The 21,825-nt window shown below is 58.3% G+C and carries 14 protein-coding genes; 10 read left to right on the top strand and 4 right to left on the bottom strand.

All coding sequences use genetic code 11. The features are described 5' to 3' along the window. Positions 1-72: 72 nt before the first annotated feature. From QPM17_RS00895 to QPM17_RS00885, 3 genes are all read left to right on the top strand, one after another. Complete coding sequence (locus tag QPM17_RS00895; RefSeq protein ID WP_285387966.1) at positions 73-1,749, top strand: AMP-binding protein; 1,677 nt, start codon at positions 73-75, stop codon at positions 1,747-1,749. Positions 1,750-1,820: 71 nt separating this feature from the next. After that, complete coding sequence (gene hrpA, locus QPM17_RS00890; protein WP_422732714.1) at positions 1,821-5,684, top strand: ATP-dependent RNA helicase HrpA; 3,864 nt, start codon at positions 1,821-1,823, stop codon at positions 5,682-5,684. A 118-nt stretch (positions 5,685-5,802) separates the two neighbouring features. Further along, a complete protein-coding gene (locus tag QPM17_RS00885; RefSeq protein WP_285387963.1) occupies positions 5,803-6,924 on the top strand; it encodes a beta-ketoacyl-ACP synthase III in 1,122 nt (373 codons plus the stop codon). 24 nt (positions 6,925-6,948) lie between these two features. Here QPM17_RS00885 and QPM17_RS00880 read toward each other — a convergent pair whose 3' ends face one another. After that, complete coding sequence (locus QPM17_RS00880) at positions 6,949-7,356, bottom strand: acyl-CoA thioesterase (RefSeq protein WP_285387962.1); 408 nt, start codon at positions 7,354-7,356, stop codon at positions 6,949-6,951. A 94-nt stretch (positions 7,357-7,450) separates the two neighbouring features. Here QPM17_RS00880 and QPM17_RS00875 point away from each other — a divergent pair, with 94 nt between their 5' ends. The 5 genes from QPM17_RS00875 to dinG all read left to right on the top strand — a co-directional run bounded on the left by QPM17_RS00875 (position 7,451) and on the right by dinG (position 14,521). Further along, complete coding sequence (locus QPM17_RS00875) at positions 7,451-8,242, top strand: MlaA family lipoprotein (protein WP_285388785.1); 792 nt, start codon at positions 7,451-7,453, stop codon at positions 8,240-8,242. Between the two features lie 10 nt (positions 8,243-8,252). Then, positions 8,253-9,740 (top strand): DUF3336 domain-containing protein, encoded by a 1,488-nt coding sequence (locus QPM17_RS00870; RefSeq protein WP_285387961.1) that lies wholly within the window; start codon positions 8,253-8,255, stop codon positions 9,738-9,740. Between the two features lie 98 nt (positions 9,741-9,838). Then, complete coding sequence (locus QPM17_RS00865) at positions 9,839-11,572, top strand: AAA family ATPase (protein ID WP_285387960.1); 1,734 nt, start codon at positions 9,839-9,841, stop codon at positions 11,570-11,572. 1 nt (position 11,573) lies between these two features. After that, the gene (locus tag QPM17_RS00860; RefSeq protein WP_285387958.1) at positions 11,574-12,332 is read left to right on the top strand and encodes a general secretion pathway protein GspB; all 759 of its coding nucleotides are present in this window, start codon (positions 11,574-11,576) and stop codon (positions 12,330-12,332) included. Further along, positions 12,332-14,521, top strand: coding sequence for an ATP-dependent DNA helicase DinG (gene dinG, locus QPM17_RS00855; protein WP_285387956.1), 2,190 nt, complete (start codon positions 12,332-12,334; stop codon positions 14,519-14,521). The genes QPM17_RS00860 and dinG overlap by 1 nt, the downstream gene beginning before the upstream one ends. Before the next feature lie 255 nt (positions 14,522-14,776). On the opposite strand, the gene QPM17_RS00850 is transcribed toward dinG, so the two are convergent. After that, a complete protein-coding gene (locus QPM17_RS00850; protein ID WP_285387954.1) occupies positions 14,777-17,497 on the bottom strand; it encodes a winged helix-turn-helix domain-containing protein in 2,721 nt (906 codons plus the stop codon). Positions 17,498-17,764: 267 nt separating this feature from the next. Here QPM17_RS00850 and cysB point away from each other — a divergent pair, with 267 nt between their 5' ends. Then, positions 17,765-18,742: an HTH-type transcriptional regulator CysB gene (gene cysB / locus QPM17_RS00845; RefSeq protein WP_285387953.1), complete on the top strand. Its 978-nt coding sequence runs from the start codon at positions 17,765-17,767 to the stop codon at positions 18,740-18,742. An 11-nt stretch (positions 18,743-18,753) separates the two neighbouring features. On the opposite strand, the gene QPM17_RS00840 is transcribed toward cysB, so the two are convergent. After that, on the bottom strand, positions 18,754-19,476 hold the full coding sequence (locus QPM17_RS00840; protein WP_285387951.1) for a phosphoadenylyl-sulfate reductase: 723 nt from the start codon (positions 19,474-19,476) through the stop codon (positions 18,754-18,756). A 200-nt stretch (positions 19,477-19,676) separates the two neighbouring features. Here QPM17_RS00840 and thrH point away from each other — a divergent pair, with 200 nt between their 5' ends. Then, entirely contained in the window at positions 19,677-20,312 is a 636-nt protein-coding gene (thrH, locus tag QPM17_RS00835) for a bifunctional phosphoserine phosphatase/homoserine phosphotransferase ThrH (RefSeq protein ID WP_285387950.1), read from the top strand. Here thrH and pabB read toward each other — a convergent pair. Further along, positions 20,309-21,745: an aminodeoxychorismate synthase component I gene (pabB, locus tag QPM17_RS00830; RefSeq protein WP_285387949.1), complete on the bottom strand. Its 1,437-nt coding sequence runs from the start codon at positions 21,743-21,745 to the stop codon at positions 20,309-20,311. The genes thrH and pabB overlap by 4 nt on opposite strands. Positions 21,746-21,825: the final 80 nt, after the last annotated feature.

Below are 21,825 nucleotides of genomic sequence, written 5' to 3'. Positions count from 1 at the left end.
TGTCTGGTTGATTTTTTGATCAAACCGATATCAGTAAACATTATAAGCACAAATGCCCAACAGGAGATGGTGATGGATTTTGAGCAGTTCTATCAGGACAAGTACCCCGCCGGTGTGTCCCGTGAAGTAGACCTGGACAAGTACACCAGCATGGTGGACGTATTTGATCAGGCGGTGAAGAAGTATGCCGACCGGCCTGCCTTCAGCGCTGTTGGCGCTACGCTCAGCTATCGCGACCTGGATACCCAGAGCCGCAATTTCGCGGCCTGGCTGCAGAACAAGACCGACCTCAAGCCGGGTGACCGCATTGCGGTTCAGATGCCCAACGTTTCCCAGTATCCCGTTGTTGTTTTCGGTGCCATGCGTGCGGGTCTGATTGTGGTGAATACCAACCCGCTGTACACCACCCGTGAGATGGAACACCAGTTCAACGATTCCGGAGCCAAGGCACTGGTTGTGCTGGCGAACATGGCCTATAACGCCGAGAAAGTACTGCCCCATACCGGCATTGAGCACGTGATTGTGACTGAAATCGCCGATATGCATTCCCCGCTGAAGCGTACGCTGATGAACGCCGCGGTAAAGCATCTCAAGAAAATGGTGCCGGCCTACAACCTGCCGCAGGCCCATAAATTGCCAGCGGTTCTGAGTGCCGGCAGCAAGGAGAAGTTCACTCCGGTTCAGTGCAAGAAGGACGATATCGCTGTACTGCAGTACACCGGCGGTACCACGGGTGTTGCCAAAGGCGCCATGCTGACCCACGGCAACCTGGTGGCCAACCTGCTGCAGGTGCGCCCGATGATGGAAGACACGGTGGAAGAGGGCAAGGAAGTGGTCATCGCGCCGCTGCCGCTGTACCACATCTATTCGTTTACCCTGAACTGCGGCATCATGCTTGAAGCCGGCGCCCATAACGTTCTGATTCCAAACCCGAGGGATATTCCGGGCTTCGTCAAGGAACTCAAGAACCACAGATTCACGGCGTTCCTGGGCCTGAATACCCTGTTCGTGGCGCTGTGTAACAACGAAGAGTTCCAGGACCTGGACTTCAGCGGCCTCAAGCTGACATCCTCCGGCGGCATGGCTCTGACCAGCGACACCGCGAAGATGTGGCAGCGTGTCACCGGCTGTGAAATCGCCGAAGGTTACGGCATGACCGAAACCTCGCCGGTTGTCACCTTCAACCCCAACAGTGCCATACAGCTTGGTACCATCGGCTTGCCGATCCCCGGTACCGAAGTGAAAACCATCGACGATGACGGCAATGAAACACCGATTGGTGAGCCCGGTGAGCTGTGCGTGAAAGGCCCCCAGGTGATGCGCGGCTACTGGCAGCGGCCGGAGGACACCCAGAAGTCCTTTACGCCAGACGGCTTCCTGCAAACCGGTGATATCGCCCTGATTCAGGAAGATGGCTACATCCGTATCGTTGACCGCAAGAAGGACATGATCATCGTGTCCGGTTTCAATGTGTTCCCGAATGAAATCGAGGACGTGGTGAGCGGTCATCCCAAGGTGGTAGAGTGTGCGGCCGTCGGCGTACCCGACGCCAAGAGCGGTGAGGCGGTCAAGGTCTACCTGGTGCCGACCGCAGAAGGCGTGACGGAGAACGAACTGAAGGAATTCTGTCGTGAGCGCCTGACTGCCTACAAGGTGCCCAAGTCGTTTGAATTCCGCGATGAGTTGCCCAAGACCAACGTTGGCAAGATCCTGCGTCGCGAACTTCGGGACGAAGCCACCAACAAGTAAAAGGACCAATGTCTCAAGCCCCGACGGAACAGCCCACGAATACGCCGGACAGCAAGGCTGCGGTCAAAGCCATGATGGAACAGCTGGACACCTGTAACCAGCTGGAAGCCGCCCGTATTCACAAGCTGGTGGCCCGTAAAAAGGGCCGTCCGGGGCAGAAAGACCTTGAGAAGATGGCGCAGTGGCTCGACCGGGGCCAGGCAAAGGTAAGAGAGCGTCAGGCACAGCACAAGCCCGCAACCTTTCCGTCGTCGCTGCCGGTATCCGAGCGGGTGGATGACATCCGTGAGGCTATTGAACAGAATCAGGTGGTGATCATTGCCGGTGAAACCGGTTCCGGTAAGACCACCCAGATTCCCAAGATCTGCATGAACAGTGGCCGTGGCATTCGCGGGCTGATCGGCCATACCCAGCCCCGGCGGATTGCCGCTCGCACCGTGGCAGGCCGTATTGCTGAGGAGCTGGGGGAGCAGACCGGTGGCCAGGTGGGCTACCAGGTACGCTTCACCGACACCACCTCTGAACAGTCCCGGCTGAAAGTGATGACCGATGGCATCCTGCTGTCGGAAGTTCAGCACGACCGCTTCCTGGATCGTTACGACACACTGATCATCGACGAGGCCCACGAACGCAGTCTGAATATCGACTTCCTGATGGGCTACCTGCGCCAGCTTCTGCCGAAGCGCCCGGACCTGAAGGTCATCATAACTTCGGCCACCATTGAGGTGGAGCGCTTCAGCCGGTTCTTTAACGATGCGCCGGTGATTGAGGTCAGCGGCCGAACCTTTCCGGTGGATATCCGCTATCGTCCGCTTACCGGAGATGAGGACGACCGGGACCAGGGCTGGACTGACGGCGTGCTTCGCGCCATGGAGGAAATCGAGCAGCACGAACGGGCGGAGAAAAAACCGCCGGGAGATGTGCTGGTGTTCCTGCCGGGCGAACGGGAAATTCGCAGCCTGAGCAGGGTGCTGCGCCATGCCGACCTGCGCCATACCGAGGTGCTGCCACTGTATTCCCGTCTCAGCAACCAGGAGCAGAACCGGATTTTCCAGAGCCATCGGGGGCGGCGGATGGTGCTGTCCACCAACGTGGCGGAAACCTCCCTGACGGTGCCGGGCATACGCTACGTGATTGACACCGGCGTAGCGCGGATCAGCCGTTACAGTGTACGTTCCAAGATCCAGCGCCTGCCCATCGAGCCTGTGTCCCAGGCCAGCGCCAACCAGCGGGCAGGGCGATGTGGCCGGGTGGCGCCGGGTATCTGTTTCCGTCTGTATGACGAAACCGATTTTATCAACCGGCCCGAGTACACGGACCCGGAAATCCTGCGCACTAACCTTGCGTCCGTCATTCTGCAGATGACCACCTCCGGGCTCGGGGACATCCGCCATTTTCCGTTTCTGGAACCGCCTGACACCCGCCTGATCAACGATGGCTACAAGCTCCTTGAAGAGCTGGGTGCTGTCGACGAGAAGCGTCGGCTGACCGGCCTTGGTCGCACCATGGCGAGGCTGCCCCTTGACCCGCGGCTTGCGCGGATGCTGGTGACCTCTTCGGAACAGGGCAGCCTGGCAGAAACCCTGGTGATCATCGCCGGCCTCAGTGTCCAGGACCCGAGGGAGCGCCCCCAGGATAAGCAGCAGGCGGCCGACCAGGCCCATGCCCCGTTCAATGACAAGGAATCCGACTTCCTGACGTTGCTGAACATCTGGAACTTCTATGAAGAGCAGCGTCAGGAACTGTCCCAGAACCAGCTCAAGAAAGTCTGCCAGAAAAGCTTCCTTTCCTGGATGCGGATGCGTGAATGGCGCGATATCCATCGCCAGCTCACCCTCATCTGCCGTGAACAGAAGCTGAAACTCAACAGGGACGCGGCCGGTTACGAATCCCTCCACAAGGCTATTCTCGCCGGCCTTCTGGGGCACGTGGCGGTCAAACTGGAAAAGAAGGAGTATCTCGCGACCCGTAATCGCAAGGTGATGATCTTCCCCGGTTCCAAGGTCTCGAAAACGGCGCCCAAGTGGATCGTTGCCGCTGAGATTGTCGAAACCAGCCGCGTGTTTGCCAGGGTTGTCGCAAAGATTGAGCCGGAATGGATTGAGCCGCTGGCCGGCCACGTGGTCAAGCATCACTACTTCGAGCCCCACTGGGAGCAGAAGCGTGCCCAGGTAATGGGCTATGAGAAAGTCAGTCTCTACGGTCTGGATATTATTTCCAAACGCCGGATCCCTTACAGCAAGGTGGATCCGGCCGAGTGCCGCAACCTGTTTATCCGCCGGGCTCTGGTGGAAGGGGATTACCAGTCCAAAGCACCGTTCATTGCCCGTAACCGGGAGTTGCTGGATACCGTCGAGAACCTGGAGCGCAAGACCCGGCGCCGGGATCTGCTGGTGGAGGACGAAGTGCTGGTGGATTTCTATGACCAGCGCCTGCCGAACGACATTGTCAGTGGGCGGCATTTCGAAAGCTGGTGGAAGCAGCTCAGCGCCGAAGAGCTCCGTAACATGGAGCTGACAGAGTCAGACATTCTTCAGCGCCCGGTGGATGAGCAGGCCGGAGCACTGTATCCGGATTACCTGGAATGGGAGGGTGTGCGGTACCCGCTGAGTTACGAGTTCGAGCCCACCAGCGAACGGGATGGTGTCACCCTGCAGGCGCCGGTAATGGCCCTGAAACAGCTGCCAACCAGGCGTCTGGAGTGGCTGGTGCCCGGGCTGCTGCGTGAAAAGTGTATTGCCCTGGTCAAGGGCCTGCCAAAGGCCCTTCGCCGTAACTTCGTTCCGGTCCCTGACTTCGTGGATGCAGCGCTGGAAAACCTCCAGCCGTCCAATGAGCCCCTGGCACTGCAACTGGGTGAGCAGCTCCGGCGGATGACCGGTGTGCAGATTGATCCAGACGCCTGGCCGCAGGAGGAGTTGCCAAGGCACCTGCGGATGAACCTGCGGGTGGTGGATGATGCCGGAAAACCCATAGCCGAGGGCCGGGAAACGGAAAAACTGCAGAGTGAACTGGAGGGTCGCGCGGAAGCAGCGCTGTCCTCCGCCACTCGAAAGCAACCGGGGGACGAGACCGCCAGGACATCGACCCGCTGGGATTTCGGAGAGCTTCCGCAGTCGGTAACAACCGAGAAGGGGGGCATGGAAGTCACCGTGTACCCGGCTCTGGAAGACCAGGGGGATTCAGTCCGTCAGACCCGTTTCCTCGACCGACTGACGGCGGACGACGCTACCCGCAAGGCAGTGGCACGGCTGATTCTTCTCCGGCTGGGCAACAGGCTTGATGATATCGACCGCAAATTGCCTCACTTCAAGGCTTCGGCGCTGATGTTTGCCCCGGTTGGCAAGGCCCGCGTCCTGCTTGATGACCTGTTGCTGGCAACAGCCATGCAGCATTTTGTGCCGGGCGAGGCACCCCGTAACCAGAAAGCCTTTGAGGCCCTGTTCGAGGCCGGCCGCGCAGATTTCATTCCGGCCCTGGAGGAGGCGGATGAACGGCTGTATCAGGCAATGACCGGTTACCACGGGGTCATGAAACAGCTTAAAGGCAAGATCAGTCTGGCCCTGGCCAATAGTATGGCCGACCTGAAGTTCCAGCTTCAGAACCTTGTTTATCCAGGGTTTTTGGTGGCAACGCCTCCGGAATGGCTGGCTCATTTTGGTCGCTACTTCGAGGCCGCCAGTATCCGCTATGAGAAGATGCCCCGGGAGCTCGGCCGCGAACGCGAGTTCCTGCACGTAATGGAACCCCTGTGGTCCCGCTATGCCAGCAAAAGGGATGAGCAACAACGACAGGGCGTCCGGGACCCTGAGCTGGTGCTCTACCGCTGGATGCTGGAGGAATTTCGCGTGTCCTTTTTTGCTCAGCAACTTGGTACCGCCGTACCGGTATCCGTCAAGCGTCTGGAACGGCAATGGGAGAAAACGAGGATCTAAGACGGTTATACCCGCGGGCAAAACTTTGAGACTGTGTTAGTATTTGGCCAATATTGGTGCATTCATATCTATTTCGGATTACGCCTTCGGCTAATCCGACCTACTACGTGGGGTGAGCGTGATTAAAGCCGTTATCAGCGGGACCGGGTTGTACACACCGCCAGCAACCATTACCAACGACGAGCTGGTGGAGGCCTTCAATGCCTTCGTGGAACTCCACAATGCCCGTCATGCCGACGACATCGCCCGTGGGGATGTCGAGCCACTTCAGCCTTCGTCGACGGCTTTTATTGAGAAAGCCTCGGGTATCAAACGCCGACATGTTATCGACAAGGAAGGTATCCTGGATCCGGAGCGGATGTGCCCGAAGATTCCGGAACGCAGCAATGACGAGCCTTCAGTGCAGTGCGAAATGTCTGTTGCCGCGTGCACCGAGGCGCTGGAACAGGCAGGAAAGTCGGCAGCGGATGTGGATGCCGTTATTGTGGCCTGCTCCAACATGCAGCGCCCGTACCCCGCCATTTCCGTTGAAGTCCAGGATGCCCTGGGCATTGAAGGATTCGCCTACGACATGAACGTCGCCTGCAGTTCAGCCACCTTTGGCCTGCAGGCAGCGGTGAACGCGGTGGAAAATGGTACGGCCCGTGCTGTGCTTGTGGTGAGCCCCGAGATCTGTTCCGGCCACCTTAATTTCCGCGACCGCGACAGCCACTTTATTTTTGGTGATGCCTGCACCGCCATCCTGGTGGAACGGGACTCTGACGTGGCTGAAAGCCAGGGCTTCGAGATCCTGGGAACCAGCCTCAAGACGCAGTTTTCCAATAACATCCGCAATAACTTCGGTTTTCTGAACCGGGGTGACGAGTCCGGCATCAACAAGCCGGACAAGCTGTTTGTCCAGCAGGGGCGAAAGGTTTTCAAGGAAGTATCACCCTTGGTGGCGGAAACCATTCTGAAGCAGCTTTCCAGCCTGTCGCTGTCACCGGAAGATCTGAAACGAATGTGGTTGCATCAGGCCAACCTGAACATGAACCAGCTGATTGCCCGCAAGGTACTGGGGCGTGATGCGGATACCACGGAAGCCCCGGTCATTCTGGACGAATACGCCAACACCAGTTCTGCCGGGTCGATTATCGCTTTCCACAAGCACAAGGATGATTTTACCACCGGCGATCTGGGCGTGATCTGCTCATTTGGCGCCGGCTACTCCATCGGCAGCGTGGTGGTTCGCCGCCGATAGAGCGAAGCTGGAGGGGCGTTGTCGTCAGCTGGTCGCCAGCGCCCTGAGTTTGTCCGGCAGCGCCATTGAGGTGCGTTTTTCCCGGTCAAACCAGACAATTTTGGCGTAGCCTTCCGCGTAAAGTTCCCCGGTCTCGACATCAGTCAGGGTATGATAGGTATCGAGGCTGGTATTGCCCGCCTTGTCCGCGTATGTTTTTACTTCGACCGTTGCAGGGTGCGAAAGCTCCTTCAGAAAGGTGGCGCTGGTCTTTATAATGACCGGGCCGTCGGGGTCGTTTTCCGCGCCAAGCTCAAGGGATGCCAGCCAGGTTATGCGGGCTTCTTCGAAAAAGCGGAAATAAACCGTATTGTTTGCGTGACCGTAAGCGTCCATATCGCCCCAGCGAAGTGGCATGGAAAGGGTGCTGACCAGGTTCCCGGGTACTGACATCGGGGTGCTCCTTGAAAAAGGGGTTAATAATAAAAAGACAAAGCGCCGGTATTTTCGACGAACTGAAACTGAATTAACAACCTCAGGTCTGATGATGAGAGACTTTTTTTCCCGGCACCCGGTACATGGCGCCCTGTTTGTCTTATTCCTGTTCGCGGGAGGCGCGGCTGCGCAAACCATCCAGCCAGCGTCTCCGGACATGGCCCAGCAACGGCTGGATACGCCTGGGAGTGAGGTCGACCCTTACGAGGACTGGAACCGGAAGGTCTACCGCTTCAACGAAACCATTGATAACTGGTTCCTTCGGCCTGTCGCAAAGGCCTATCGGTCTATTGTGCCCGGTTTCGCCGATCGAGGGGTAACCAACTTTTTCAATAATCTCACCGAGCTCCGCAATTTCGCCAACAGCGTCTTTCAATTGAAGGGCGAATCCGCAGTGGTTGCGGCAGGGCGGTTTACCTACAACACCGTGTTCGGGCTTGGTGGATTCATTGACGTGGCCACCATGTTTGAACTTCCCGAGCGGCCCGAGGATTTTGGCCAGACCCTCGGTTATTGGGGTACCGAATCCGGTCCCTACCTGATGCTTCCGTTCATGGGGCCATCGACTCCCAGGGATTTTGGCGGCTTTGTGACCGATAATGTGCTATTGCCGTCCGCCTGGGATCTGGCGGAAAGCCCGGAGGTCTACTACGCGAGGGCGCTGCAGATCGTGGACAAGCGTGCTGATCTGATTCCTGCTGAGGCCTTCATGTCCGGCGACAACTACACGTTCGTCCGTAACGCCTATCTTCAACGCAGGGCCTTCCTGATTAACGATGGCCGGACCGTGAACGATCCGTTTGCCAACGATGATGACGAGGATCTGATGCTCGAGGATTTCTGAGGTTAACCCGATGGTCGATGATCGTATCCAAAAGTTCCGCAAGATGCTGGCGGAGGCGCCCAACTACGAAGTCTGGAAGGCGGCCGCCCTGGAGCTGGATTTTCTGGAAGGAAACGCCGAGTGGAAAGAGGATTTCGCATCCGATCTGTATCACTATGAGCTGATTTACGACCGCCTCAGCAATCTCCGTAATTACCGCCAGCAGAATGATTTCGAGCGCCTGAAACGCGCGCTCAGGGAAGGTCTTCACCACGATCTGGGCAACATGGGAAATACGGCCCTGTATACCCGCTCCCGGGTTGGCACCAAACACCTGATCGAGGAGTACATCACCCAGGTCTGCGAATCCCTGGATTTTCTGTGTGACAACACGGTGCCAGGCTTTCCGGTAGCCGACAAACTGCAATTCTTCCGCGACACCCTCACCAGCTATGGCCGTCCTGCGCTGCTGTTAAGTGGTGGCGCGAGCCTGGGAATGTTTCATTTCGGGGTGATCAAGGCGCTGTGGGAAAAGGGCCTGTTACCCCAGGTGATTGCAGGCTCCAGTAGCGGGGCCATCATCGCCGGAATACTGGGTGTCCACAGCGACGCCGAAGTGCCGGAAATGCTGGTGCCGGAGAATCACGACCTCAGGGCCTGGAAATGGCGCGGAATCTTCAGTGCCATGCGCGGCAACGGCCTGATGGATCAGGAGCAGTTAAAGAAGTGCCTGCGGGCCAACATCGGCGAATATACCTTCGAGGAAGCCTTCCAGAAGAGCGGCCGCTCCATCAATGTGAGTGTCTCTCCCGTTCAGGCCCATCAGAAGGCCCGGTTGCTGTGCGGTTATACGTCCCCCTATCTGCTGGTGTGGAGCGCGGTGCTGGCCAGTGCGGCGGTACCGGGTATCTTCCCGCCGGTGCCACTGATGAAAAAAGACATTCAGGGTAATATTCTGCCCTATATGCCGCGCCTGAAATTTGTGGACGGGTCGGTGGTCAGTGACCTGCCGATTGAGCGGCTGATGCACCTGTACGATGTGAATTTCACCATTGTCAGCCAGACCAACCCCCACGTGGTCCCGTTCCTCAACCGTCGCGGCCGGGACGAGAAGATCAGTCTTGCCAATCTGCCCGTGCACTTGCTGAAATCGGAAATCCAGTTCCACGGCCAGGGGTTGTTCGACTACCTGCGCAAGCGGGTTCAGCCGGAGATCCTGCGGCAGGTGTCGGGGCAGATGTATACCATCATGGGGCAGCGGTATTCCGGTGATGTGACAATCTCGCCTTCCTACCGGCTCCGGGACTACCGGCGCATGCTCTCCAATCCAGACCCGGAATGGGTGCGGGAAATGATACTGCAGGGTGAGCGGGCCACCTGGCCCAAGATTTCCATGATCCGTTCCCATGCGCGGATTTCCAAAACTCTCGAGCGCTGCATCCGTCGTCTCAAAACCGAACAGCGCCGGTCCAGTGCCGAGTTGAGGCTGGTAAGCAGTGCGGATTCCGGCACATCATGAGATGACAGGCCCGGGAGCCGGGCGGTATGATACCGCGATAGCCGGGGAGCCCGAAGGCGGTTCCCGCAAGCTCCGTCTGAGCACCTGACTGGACACTCATGTATTACGATTTCTTCGGTTTTCGGGAACCCCCGTTTTCGATAGCCCCCGATCCCCGCTACCTGTATCTCAGCGAGCGCCACAAGGAGGCGCTGGCGCATCTGATGTATGGTGTGCAGGGGCAGGGCGGCTTTATTGTTATTACGGGCGAAGTGGGCACCGGTAAAACCACGGTGAGCCGCTGCTTTATCGAGAATGTTCCCGACCATGTGGATATAGCCCTGATCCTGAACCCCCGGCTGTCCGCCCGTGAACTGCTTTCCTCCATTTGTGACGAGCTTGAGATTCCCCACCCGGTGGGTTCCTCCATCAAGGAACTGGTGGGGCTGATCAACGATGACCTGCTCAGGGCCCATGCTGCCGGCCGTCACAAGGTGCTGATGATTGATGAGGCCCAGAATCTGTCCGCAGAGGTTCTGGAGCAGTTGCGCCTGCTCACCAATCTGGAAACCGCCGAGAAAAAGCTGTTGCAGATTGTGCTGCTGGGTCAGCCGGAGCTGCAGGACATCCTGGCGTTACCGGAGTTGAGGCAGTTGAATCAGCGGGTCACTGCGCGGTATCACCTGGACGCACTTGGGCGTGAAGAAATAGAGGCCTACCTGCGTTATCGGCTCAGCGTCGCCGGCCTTCGCGGTGAGATTTTCACAGAAGGGGCTATTCGGGCTCTGTATCGGGCCAGCCAGGGTGTGCCCCGGTTGATCAACCTGGTCAGCGATCGTGCTCTGCTGGGCGCCTATGCCGAGGGTGAACACCAGATTACTGCTGGCCATATCCGTAACGCCGCCCGCGAGGTGAACGGAACTTTCCGACGTTCCGGGGGGCGTTCTGATCGGCGTGGCGGTAGCCTCTCCGGTAACTCCCATATCCTGATCGTGGCCGCAAGCGTACTGATGGCCGTTATCATGACAGCCTGGCTGCTGGATGGCCGACCGGGCCCTGACTGGATAACCCCGGACGCATCCGCGGGCGATGAGAGCGAGCCCCTGGCAGGAACCATTGAAAGGATAGAACCGGAAGAGCCTGCCAGTGGCGTGGCGGAGGTTGTTCCGGAAACCCCGGAGGGTGCCGGTGAGGCGTTGCCGGAAGAGCGGATACGGGGGTTTGAGTTTCCCGGCCAGGCGGTATCATTGCCAGAGGCTTTCCGGGAGCTTTTTGAGCTTTGGGGGCGGGACTACGAGGTTTCCAGTAACCCGGTGGCCTGTGAATTTGCCGAAGACCAGGGGCTGCGCTGTCTCGAGAATCGGGGGTCGCGCCGCAGCCTTGAGTACCTGAACCGGCCGGCAATTCTGGTGCTGCGCTCCAACGGCGGGAACAGTCGTTACGCGGTATTGAGTGGTCTTGATGGAAACCGCGCAACCATAGAACTGCCGGAAGGGCGCCAGGACGTTACCTTCTCCAGCCTGGAGCCGTACTGGTTCGGTGAATTTACCGTGCTGTGGGAGGCGCCTGACCATATGCTGAAGGGCGCCTCGGATAACACCCGGGGCACGGACGGCGTTGCGGAACAGATCTGGATGGGCGCGCGAATGATGGAACTGGCAAGCCGCTACGCCGGTAGCCAGGAAGAGGAGAACCGCGTTAACCGAATGCCGGCGGAAGAACAGGTGCGATGGTACCAGCAGCAGAAGGGGCTGACAGTGGATGGCATTGCCGGTGCCATGACCATCATCCAGATGAACAACGACCTGGACTCTGCGGTTCCACGGCTGAGGCCACGGGGGATGGTGAACTGACATGTCCTATATTCTTGACGCCCTGAGAAAATCTGAGACAGAACGCCGCCAGGGGCGTGTGCCGGATCTGGGGCAGCAGGTCCAGATGATCCACAAGCCCAGGAAAGAAACCTCGCCGGTACTGGTGTTGGTTGCCATTGGTCTTGTTCTGAATGCCGCCATTCTGGTCTGGGTATTCTGGCCTGGCACGACGGTGAGGGGAACTCAGGAGCCTGTCGGGCTGTCAGAGGAGATCGCGGCGCCAGTGGCCGGGGTTGAGCCGGTTGTCCCGGAGCAGGCTCTGGAGTCGCCGCCGGAGACGACATCCCCGGAGAGCAACGACACACTGGCCAATGCCATTGAAATACCGGTGCCCAGGTTATCGGGAACACCGGTCGATGAAGGGGCGAATCCGGTTGCGGAAAGTGGCATCCCTGACGAGCGGGAACGGCCAACGGTGATCGTCCCGACACCAAGGGAGCCCAGCGCGGTTAACCCTTCCCAGGCGGCCGACAATGATGCGGCTGCAGAACGCACCCCCCACCTTGTAGAGTTGCCATTGTCATTCCAGAAAAGGGTACCTGATCTCATCTTCAACAGTCATATTTATGGGTCCGAGCCGTCGTCCAGACGGGTGATGATCAACGACAACTATCTGCGACACGGTGAGTCCTTCTCCGGTATTACCGTGGAGCGGATTACCGAGGAAGGAGTGGAGCTGAGCATGGATGGCCGAAGATTCCGCGTGGGCGTTGTCCGGAACTGGGTGAGCCCCGAATAATGGCGCTTTCCGAGGACGTCAAGCAGCAGATACAGCAGACCTATCGCGACGTGCTGGCCGGCAAGGATATCCGGGCCCGGTACGGCCAGCGCCTGATGATTGCCGAGATCGCTCGTTATATGGGCGATATTACAGAAAACGATGGTCAGCGGACTTCACCGGCGAGCACCTGCGTGGTGGAGGCGGGTACCGGTACCGGTAAGACCCTGGCGTACCTGATTGCAGCCATTCCCGTGGCCCGGGCACTGGGCAAGACCCTGGTGATCTCTACCGCTACCGTGGCTCTGCAGGACCAGATTGTGCACAAGGATCTGCCGGACCTGAAGAAGCACAGCAAGCAGAATTTCACCTGGACGCTGGCCAAGGGTCGTGGACGCTACCTGTGTATGTCGAGACTGGAAGCGCGCCTGCACGATGAAGGCAATGGCGACAGCGATACTATGCCGCTGTTCCTGCTGGATGGTCCCGGCAAAGAAGAGCCGGGCACACGGGCCTTCTTTGAGGACATGCTCGCAAGCTATGGTTCCCGTAAGTGGGACGGAGACCGTGACCACTGGCCGGACCAGATTCCCGATGACGTCTGGCGCCAGGTCACGACCGACCATCGCCAGTGTACCAACCGGCATTGCAGTTACTTCGACAGTTGCGCCTTCTTTGATGCCCGCAAGGATCTGGATGACGCCGATATTGTTGTGGCCAACCACGACCTGGTGCTGGCGGACCTGGCTCTTGGTGGCGGCGCCATTCTGCCGGAGCCGGAGAATGCCCTGTTCATTTTCGATGAAGCCCATCATCTGCCCGATAAGGCGCTGAACCACTTTGCAGCGTCGGTGCCGCTGAATTCCACGCGGCAATGGCTGAAGCAGCTGTCCCAGGCCCTGGGTAAGATGCAGCCGTTCCTGACACCCGGCACCCAGGCCGCGAAAACCATCGACAGGATCAGCTCCGCCTCACGGGACGTGGATCTGGTCCTGACGAAAGTCTACGAGGAAGCCGAGCAGAACACCGGATGGGAATTCAACGAAGAACGCCGTTCCGCCCAGTGGCGGTATCCTGAAGGCGCGTTGCCAGAGGCAATGGCCGCACTGGCTGTGGAAGCCCGGATAGCCACGGCAACGCTCACGCGCCAGTTGGGTGTGATGGTGGAGGAGCTGCAGACGGCATTCGACGAACGCAAGGCCAGTGATGTGGACCGGGATACGGCGGAATCCTGGTACCCCGTTATTGGCTCGTTCCATAGCCGGGCAGAGGATCAGCTGCGATTATGGGCTGCCTGGAGCGACAACCCCGGGCAACCGGCGGAGGATCCGGAAGCCAGCGAGGAAGACTCCGTCAGGCAGAAGAAGCGTTCCGGCCCACCGGCAGCTCGCTGGGCAGTCCGGCAACGCTGGGACCATGCCGAAGACATCACCCTCTACAGTAGCCCGGTGCTGGCGGATAACCTGTTGTATTCCAGGCTCTGGTCCCGTGCCTATGGCGCAGTTCTGACCAGTGCGACACTGACCGCCCTGGGCCGTTTTGATCGCCTGAAGGCGAGGGCGGGCCTGCCTGAAACCAGCCGCTTTGTGGTGGTTCCCAGCTCGTTCCGCTATGGCGAGATGGCGACGGTTGAGGTGCCAGCCATGACCGCCATGCCCACGGACGACAGCTTTACCGACCAGGTGGTGTTGCGGCTGCCGGACCTGTGGGCCGGTGAAAAGGCGACTCTGGTGCTGTTCACCTCCAGGCGACAGATGCTACTGACGCGCGACGCCCTGGCGCCGGAATACCCGGACCTGATCACCACCCAGGACGATATGGCAAAAGGCGAGGTTCTGCGCCGCCATTGCAGCCGTGTCGACGAAGGGCTGCCCAGTGTTCTGTTCGGGGTTGCCAGTTTCGCGGAGGGCATCGACCTGCCGGGCAAGTATCTCAGCCATGTGGTCATTACCCGGTTACCCTTCTCGGTGCCGGATGACCCCATCGAAGCGAGTCTGGCGGAATGGGTCACCCATCGGGGAGGGAATCCGTTCATGGAAATCACCGTGCCTGATGCTTCCATCAAGCTGGTCCAGGCTGTGGGACGCCTGTTGAGGACAGAATCCGACACCGGTCGTGTCACCATTCTCGACCGCCGTATCATTGTTCGCCGTTACGGGCAGTTATTGCTGGATGCCCTACCGCCTTTCCGACGTATTATCGAGCCATAAAAAAAGAGCCAGCCCAATCGGGTGGCTCTTGTAGAGTGGGCTCTTGTGAACCCGGGCGTCGAAACACGGAACAAGAAGTCTGAAGGCCTGAAGTTTCAGAATTCTTACTGAGGTTTCCCTCAGCGTTGGGAGAATCATAAGGGAGGAGGGGGCGTAACCGGATCGTCCAAAGGGCGTAGTGGGGGACTAAAAATCATTGATAATGTGATGTAGTTCACAAAAAGGCCCGGAAGATTTGCTGCTACGAACCGATTATCAGGCCAGCAGCCTCAGCTCACGGGCCCTCGCCAGGGCTTCGGTGCGTGACCCCACCGCCAGTTTGCCGTAGAGATTCCGGATATGAGCTTTCACGGTTGTGGGCGCTACGCCCATGGTGCTGGCAATATCCTTGTTGGCCAGACCCTGGTTGATCAGTTCCAGCACTTCCAGTTCACGCTGGCTGAGCGGTTCCGGCAGCTCATCGTTACCGGAGCCGACAGTGGCTGCTGTCTGTTTTGTCGGGGCGGGGGCGGGCGTTTCCATTTCCGCCTGCTCCCGTAACATCGCCAGCACGCGGCTGTTCCAACGGCCCGGCGATCGCAGTGATGGCAGCTGCATACACAGTTGACGAATGCTCGGGCTTTCCTCTGCCAGCAGTCGCATAAAGCCCGCATCGGCTGCCCGCTGGATCGCCTGCGCGAGCATCTGCTCAGCCTCCTGGGTCTTGCCCTCGGCATAGAGTGCGTCACTGTAGACCAGCTGGATTTCCACCAGGTGGCGATAATGCTGATCTTTCTCGGCACTCAGCCGCAGGGGAGCCAGGGTGGCCATGGCGTCGTCCGGGCGCCCGAGAGCGACCTGGACCCGGGCAACGCTGATATGATTCTGTTCACGATTAAGCGGATTGGTGAGCCGGTCATGACTGACCTGCGCCATCCACTCCTCGGCCAGTTCCAGGTGTCCGGTTGCCAGATAACAACGGGCCAGCATGGCCGAGCAGGCTGGTGGTTCGAACAGGATGTGCTCGCGCCTGCGCCGTGCCACGCTGGCAGCATCTTCCAGTGCTTCCATGGCTTGCTGGTAGCGGCCCTCACTGAACGCCAGGTGGCCCCGAACATACTGGATGATCACATGCTGGCCGGGCTCGGTACCATTGTTTACGTGATCCAGTAGAGGCGCCAGGTAGGAGGCTGCCAACTGTGGTTCGTTGCGCTCCCGGTAGATTTCAATCAGAGCGCTGTTCTGCCAGCAGGAAATCAGCATCGGTTGGCGGGGGTCACTATGGTGCTGGTCCACCCACTGCCGCACACGGGTGCAGGTGTCCAGGGCTTCGTCGATATCGCCCCGATTGTACTGGATCCAGGCCAGCAGGCCGCCGCTGGAGAGCACGGTGCTGGGTTTGCGTTCCAGCTCTCCATATCGCACCGCGGACTTGAGGGCGTCTTCGGCGGCGGCCAGGTCGCCCTTACCGTAATAATCCAGCCCGACACCATAATAGGTGACCGATTTCAGCGGAATCCGGGTGTGGTCGATGTCCCGCAGCACCTGCTGGGTAAGGTCGCTGGCGCTCTTGTCATCACTTCTGGAGCGGGCCAGGTAGGAGCGGATCAGCGATATTTCGCTCTGCAGGCCCAGGGCTCCCTCCGCATCCGGATGGGAGTCTGCCACCTGCTTGTCCAGCATATCCTCCAGATCGCCAAGGAGCGGGTCGAGTAACTCCACCCGATTGGCGAAGAACAGGGCCCAAACCCTTAGCATCAATAGCTGGGGGCTATCCTGCAGAATGCTGGCCGGCAGGGAATCAAGCCAGCTCAGAACAGGCAGGTGAAAACCGCCGTGGATCAGGTTATTGCCATGTTCCGCCAGGACCCGGGCGAGCCAGGGCCAGTCCTGATGCTGGACGATCTGGGAAATGCCTTCCTGGACGTGGCCATGGGTCAGTAGCCAGTTGACGGCCCGTTGCCAGTGCCTTTCGGTATCTTCCGGTTTGAACTGTCGGGCCCGCTGCATCAGGGCGTCGCGAAACAGATCGTGATAACGGAACCATTCGTTGCGGGTATCCAGAGGGATCAGGAACAGGTTTTCGCGCAGCAGCTGTTCCAGCAGGACCTGGCTGTTGGTGGTGCCGCGCACCGCATCGCAGAGTGAGGCGCAAAGCCTTGGGCAACAGGCGGTATCCAGAAGGAAATCCCGCACTGGGGCTGGTTGCTGCTCCAGTACTTCCGACAGTACGTAATCACTGATCTGTCGCTCATCCAGGTCGATGCGCTGTTGGTTGGCTCCGGCGCCCTGTTTCTCGAAGTTGCCACCGGAGAGTGCAGACAGCTGCATGGCGGCCACCCAGCCCTCGGTCCTGGTGCAGATCCTGCGTACTTCCTGTTCTGAAATTGCCAGCCCCATGGTGTCATGGAAAAACCGCCGGCATTCTTCCTCGGAAAACGCCAGCAGGCCGGGGTGAATGTCTTCCACCCAGCGGCGAACCCGCCAACGGGACAGTGGCAGGGCAGGCTCCGTGCGGGAGGCGATCGTTACCAGAATGCCCGGGGGCAGGTAGTCAATGAAGTAGGACACCTGGCGCTGCAGCTGTGGATCGCGGATAAAGTGGTAGTCATCAAGGACCAGCGACCAGGGTGCACCATCCGCGGCAAGTACGTTGATCAGTCCGGTAATGGGGCCTTCGAGCTCCTGCAGGCTGCAATGGCTCAGCTGTTGGCGACAGTCTTCCAGGCCTCTCAGGCCGTTGTGCTCGAATGCCCCCACCACGTACTGCCAGAACCGCCGGGGTTCATCATCGTGTTCATCCAGGGATAACCAGGCAATGGTCGAAGGCAACCGGGAACACCACTGACTGACCAGAGTGGTCTTGCCAAAGCCAGCGGGGGCCACCACCAGATTCAGCCGCTTGACGCCATCTGGTTGCAGCATGGCGCTCAGGCGCTCACGCTGAACCGAGCGGGGGTCGGCGGTTGGTCTGAGAAATTTGGTGGTTAGCAGCATCGTTTCCCTGAATGCCGGTGAGTGGGTCGTGTCCCGGACACTAGATAACGGATTGTGTGCTTTGTCACAGTTAAGTCAAGGGGCCGCAAAGACAAATGACCAGGTCGCCATGCGGCGTTATCGTTTTTTTGGTCTAAACTGTGGTGGAAAGGGTTGTGTATACTTAATAAGAATGAAAAATCACGTTTTTATGCGTATTCTTCTACAATAACACCAGCGTATACATGCCCCGGTTCTGACCGGGCCTTATGGGGAGCGACAGGGTAGATGAAATTACAACAGTTGCGCTATATCTGGGAAGTTGCGCACCATGATCTCAACGTATCCGCCACTGCCCAGAGCCTATTTACATCACAGCCGGGAATATCCAAGCAGATTCGCCTGCTGGAAGATGAACTGGGCCTGGAAGTCTTTGCTCGCAGTGGCAAGCACCTGACCCGAATAACACCGGGCGGTGAAATTATTATCCGGGAAGCGGGTGAAATCCTGCGCCGGGTGGAGGGCATCAAGAAAATCGCCCAGGAATTCAGCAATCAGCGCAAGGGCGATCTCAGTATTGCCACCACCCACACCCAGGCGCGCTATGCCTTGCCTCCTGTCATCCGGGGCTTTATCGAGTCCTATCCAGACGTGTCCCTGCATATGCACCAGGGCACGCCCATGCAGATCTCGGAAATGGCCGCCAACGGGGCTGTGGATTTCGCCATCGCTACCGAGGCCATGGAGCTGTTCAACGACCTGATCATGATGCCCTGCTATCGATGGAACCGGAGCATCATCGTGCCCAAGGATCATCCGCTGGCAAAGAAGGCGGAACTGACTCTGCCGGATCTGGCGGAGTTTCCCCTGGTTACTTACGTGTTCGGTTTTACCGGTCGCTCAAAACTCGATGAGGCGTTCCAGGCCCACGGGCTGACCCCGAAAGTCGTATTCACCGCTGCCGATGCCGATGTGATCAAGACCTATGTGCGGCTGGGCCTGGGGGTCGGCATTATTGCCAGCATGGCCTTCGATGAGAAGAACGACACCGATCTGGTGGCGCTGGACGCCAGTAAGCTGTTCCGCCCCAGTGTAACGCGCATTGGATTCCGCAAGGGGACGTTCCTGCGTGGTTATATGTACGACTTCATCCAGCGCTTTGCGCCACATCTTACCCGTGAGCGCGTTGACGAAGCCGTTGCCCACCAGGGCAGCAGGTCGGAAATCGAAAGCCTGTTCAGCGACATCGAACTGCCCACTTACTGAGTATCGCCCGGTCAGTCCCGGGCGATCACGTTTCCGGCATGAAGGCCACACTCTTTCTGGGTGGCCTCTTCCCACCACCAGCGGCCCTCGCGCTCATGCTGTCCAGGCAGGACAGGGCGGGTGCAGGGTTCGCAGCCGATACTGACAAAGCCTTTCTCATGCAGTTTGTTGTAGGGCGCCTCCGTCATGCGGATATAGTCCCAGACGTCCTTTGAACTCCAGTTCGCCAGCGGGTTGAATTTCACCAGCTGTCTGTCTTCGGTGGAGAAGGCGTCGTCGATCTGTACCACAGGGACATCGTTACGGGTGCCGGGGCTCTGGTCCTTGCGCTGTCCGGTGATCCAGGCATCCACAGTGGCCAGTTTCTTGCGCAGCGGATTGACCTTGCGGATACCGCAGCATTCCGCGTGGCCATCTTCGTAAAAGCTGAACATGCCCTTGCGGGTGACCAGGTCCTGCACTTCGTCGGCATCGGGGAACAGAATCTCGATCCTGATGCCGTAGTGGTTACGAACTCTCTCGATAAACTCATAGGTCTCTGGATGCAGGCGCGCTGTATCCAGGGTGAAAACCTGCAGATTATCGGTCAGTTTATGGGCGAGCTCGATCAGTGCGACGTCTTCAGCACCGCTGAAGGAAATGGCGATATTGTCGTATTTCGCCAGGGCGGCCTTGAGGATGGCCCTGGGGCTCTGGCCCTCAAGCTCCGTCTGTAGCTGTGAAATATCCGTCATTGAAAGCATCACCTGGGGTGTAAATGTGTGATAAATCTACCATTAACACGCTGCAGTCTGAAGGAATGCCGGAATATATCGTTATAGCCGTACAGATCCACGATGCATTCCGGCCCGGATTTTCTTATCATACCGCCTGATTTCAATCCCCGGTGGTCTTCCACCGGGCTGACCAGCGTTCAATTTATCAGGAGACCACTGTGGAACTCGCGTGCCTTGACCTTGAAGGAGTACTGATCCCGGAAATCTGGATCGCGTTTGCGGAAAAAACCGGCATTGAGGAACTCAAGGCGACCACCCGCGACATTCCCGACTATGACGTGCTGATGACGCAGCGTCTGAAGCTGCTGGACCAGCACGGATATGGTCTGCCACAGATACAGGAAGTGATCGGTGAGCTGGACCCCCTCCCTGGCGCGAGCGAGTTTCTGAACTGGCTTCGCGAACGGTTCCAGGTGGTCATTCTGTCTGACACCTTCTACGAGTTTGCCATGCCGCTGATGGCCAAGCTGGGTTACCCGGCGCTGCTGTGCCACAAACTGGAAGTGAACGAGGAAGGCCGGATTACCGATTATCTGTTGCGCCAGCGTGATCCCAAGCGCCAGTCTGTACGTGCGTTCCAGCTGCTGAACTACCGGGTGATCGCAGCCGGGGATTCCTACAACGACACCACCATGCTGGGCCAGGCAGAGGCAGGCATCCTGTTTCATGCGCCTCAGAATGTGATTGAGGAATTTCCGCAGTTTCCGGCGGTGCATACCTTTGAGGAGCTGAAAGCCGAGTTTTTGAAGGCTAGCCTTGTCCATGAACAAAAGGACTTACCGGCTAAAAACTAGCGTTTCCCGGAAGCAGGGGATTTCGACTCTGAAGCCTCTGCTTCCAGAACCTCCATTATTGGCCGTACCTTGGTGAGCGTCTCCTGATATTCACTTTCCGCCTCTGAATCCGCAACAACACCCCCTCCGCCCCAGAATCTGATGGTCCCGTTACGGCAAAGCGCTGTCCTTATTGAAATGCTGCTGTCCATTCGACCATGGCAACTCAGATAGAAGATGGAACCACAATAAGGCCCCCGGGGCTGGGACTCCAGTTCCTGAATCACTTCCATGGCCCGTATTTTGGGAGCCCCGGTAATGGATCCGCCGGGATAGGCCTGCATTAAAGCCGCAAAAGGCGTTACCCTGTCCAGGAGCCTGCCGCTAATGGTGCTTACCAGATGATGGACGTTCCTATAGCTCTCAATCCTGAAAAGGCTGTCTACCCGGACACTTCCAGTGACGCAGCTCCTGCCCAGATCGTTCCTCAACAGATCAACAATCATCAGATTTTCAGCCCGGTCTTTTTCGCTGGCGGCCAATTCCTCGCGGAGGGCAATATCCTGTGCCTCGGTAGCGCCCCGCCGGCGGGTACCCTTGATGGGTTTTGTTTCTATCTCGCGGCCTTCAATACGGACAAACCGTTCTGGTGACAGGCTGACGATCTGCTGTTCGTCCAGATCCAGGTAAGCGGAAAACGGGGTAGGGAATGCTCTGCTCAATGTCCGGAAGGCATGCCATGGAGCTCCCCTGAACGGTGCTTCGAAGCATTGGGCCAGATTGGCCTGGTAGCAGTCGCCGGCCTGGATGTAATTCTGCACCCGCTTGAAGTTTTCAATATAGGTATCCTTTGAATCCAGAGCCCTAAAGGGCTCAAGTAAAACGAACCTTTCTGCCGGCGTCGCATCATCGAAGCTGTCAGGCTGGGCGTTCACCAGCTCTCTTACTGTTTGTTTCGTCGTATCGCTGCACTGAGGGTGAAAGAGTAAAAAGTTTTCAGCCCTTTCCAGGTCCTGAACGAGGGCCCAGCCGAAAAAAGCGGTTGAGAGAAGCAGCATATCCGGCGATAGGGATTGAGCGTGGTGCAGAAGGGAAGGCTCACAGAAGAATCCGAGTTCATAGGCCGCGAAGCCGATAAAGCCGCCTGTAAAGGGTGTATTGGCACCATGGGTCGAACCTGGGGTCCGGGTATCCTTCAAGTGCTGTTCAATGGTTTCCTTTATAGCCAGGAAAGCTTGCGGTGAATCACCGGCCCGGAGCTCAAGGCGGAATTCCGGAAATGCTGTGGTGATAATGAAGCGACAGTTGTCCCGGTTGGCCTGGCTTTTCCCCTCGGTGAGGTACCCGTCGGGCGCCATGCCCAGATGTGCGAAGCCCGGTTTCCCTGAAAGGGCTTCTATCAGAGCGGTCGGGTCTTTGACGGGCAGGCTGTCGAGCGCAGAGATATCGTTCAAGTCAGTTATTCTCGTGGAAAATATCCCCTTTTGGGGCTGCATGAGGATGTAACCATTATACGCATTCAAATTCCAAGGGT

The sequence above is a fragment of the Marinobacter azerbaijanicus genome (assembly GCF_030250645.1).
GTDB lineage: Bacteria > Pseudomonadota > Gammaproteobacteria > Pseudomonadales > Oleiphilaceae > Marinobacter > Marinobacter azerbaijanicus.
This window is presented reverse-complemented; position numbering and strand designations above follow the sequence as displayed.

Bases quoted from the DNA above. Each gene is read 5' to 3' on its own strand.
- QPM17_RS00870 (WP_285387961.1), top strand. From the start codon at position 8,253: ATGGTCGATGATCGTATCCAAAAGTTCCGCAAGATGCTGGCGGAGGCG.
- QPM17_RS00850 (WP_285387954.1), bottom strand. From the start codon at position 17,497: ATGCTGCTAACCACCAAATTTCTCAGACCAACCGCCGACCCCCGCTCG.
- QPM17_RS00860 (WP_285387958.1), top strand. From the start codon at position 11,574: ATGTCCTATATTCTTGACGCCCTGAGAAAATCTGAGACAGAACGCCGC.
- cysB (WP_285387953.1), top strand. From the start codon at position 17,765: ATGAAATTACAACAGTTGCGCTATATCTGGGAAGTTGCGCACCATGAT.
- QPM17_RS00865 (WP_285387960.1), top strand. From the start codon at position 9,839: ATGTATTACGATTTCTTCGGTTTTCGGGAACCCCCGTTTTCGATAGCC.
- QPM17_RS00875 (WP_285388785.1), top strand. From the start codon at position 7,451: ATGAGAGACTTTTTTTCCCGGCACCCGGTACATGGCGCCCTGTTTGTC.
- QPM17_RS00880 (WP_285387962.1), bottom strand. From the start codon at position 7,356: ATGTCAGTACCCGGGAACCTGGTCAGCACCCTTTCCATGCCACTTCGC.
- QPM17_RS00840 (WP_285387951.1), bottom strand. From the start codon at position 19,476: ATGACGGATATTTCACAGCTACAGACGGAGCTTGAGGGCCAGAGCCCC.
- QPM17_RS00895 (WP_285387966.1), top strand. From the start codon at position 73: ATGGATTTTGAGCAGTTCTATCAGGACAAGTACCCCGCCGGTGTGTCC.
- dinG (WP_285387956.1), top strand. From the start codon at position 12,332: ATGGCGCTTTCCGAGGACGTCAAGCAGCAGATACAGCAGACCTATCGC.
- hrpA (WP_422732714.1), top strand. From the start codon at position 1,821: ATGATGGAACAGCTGGACACCTGTAACCAGCTGGAAGCCGCCCGTATT.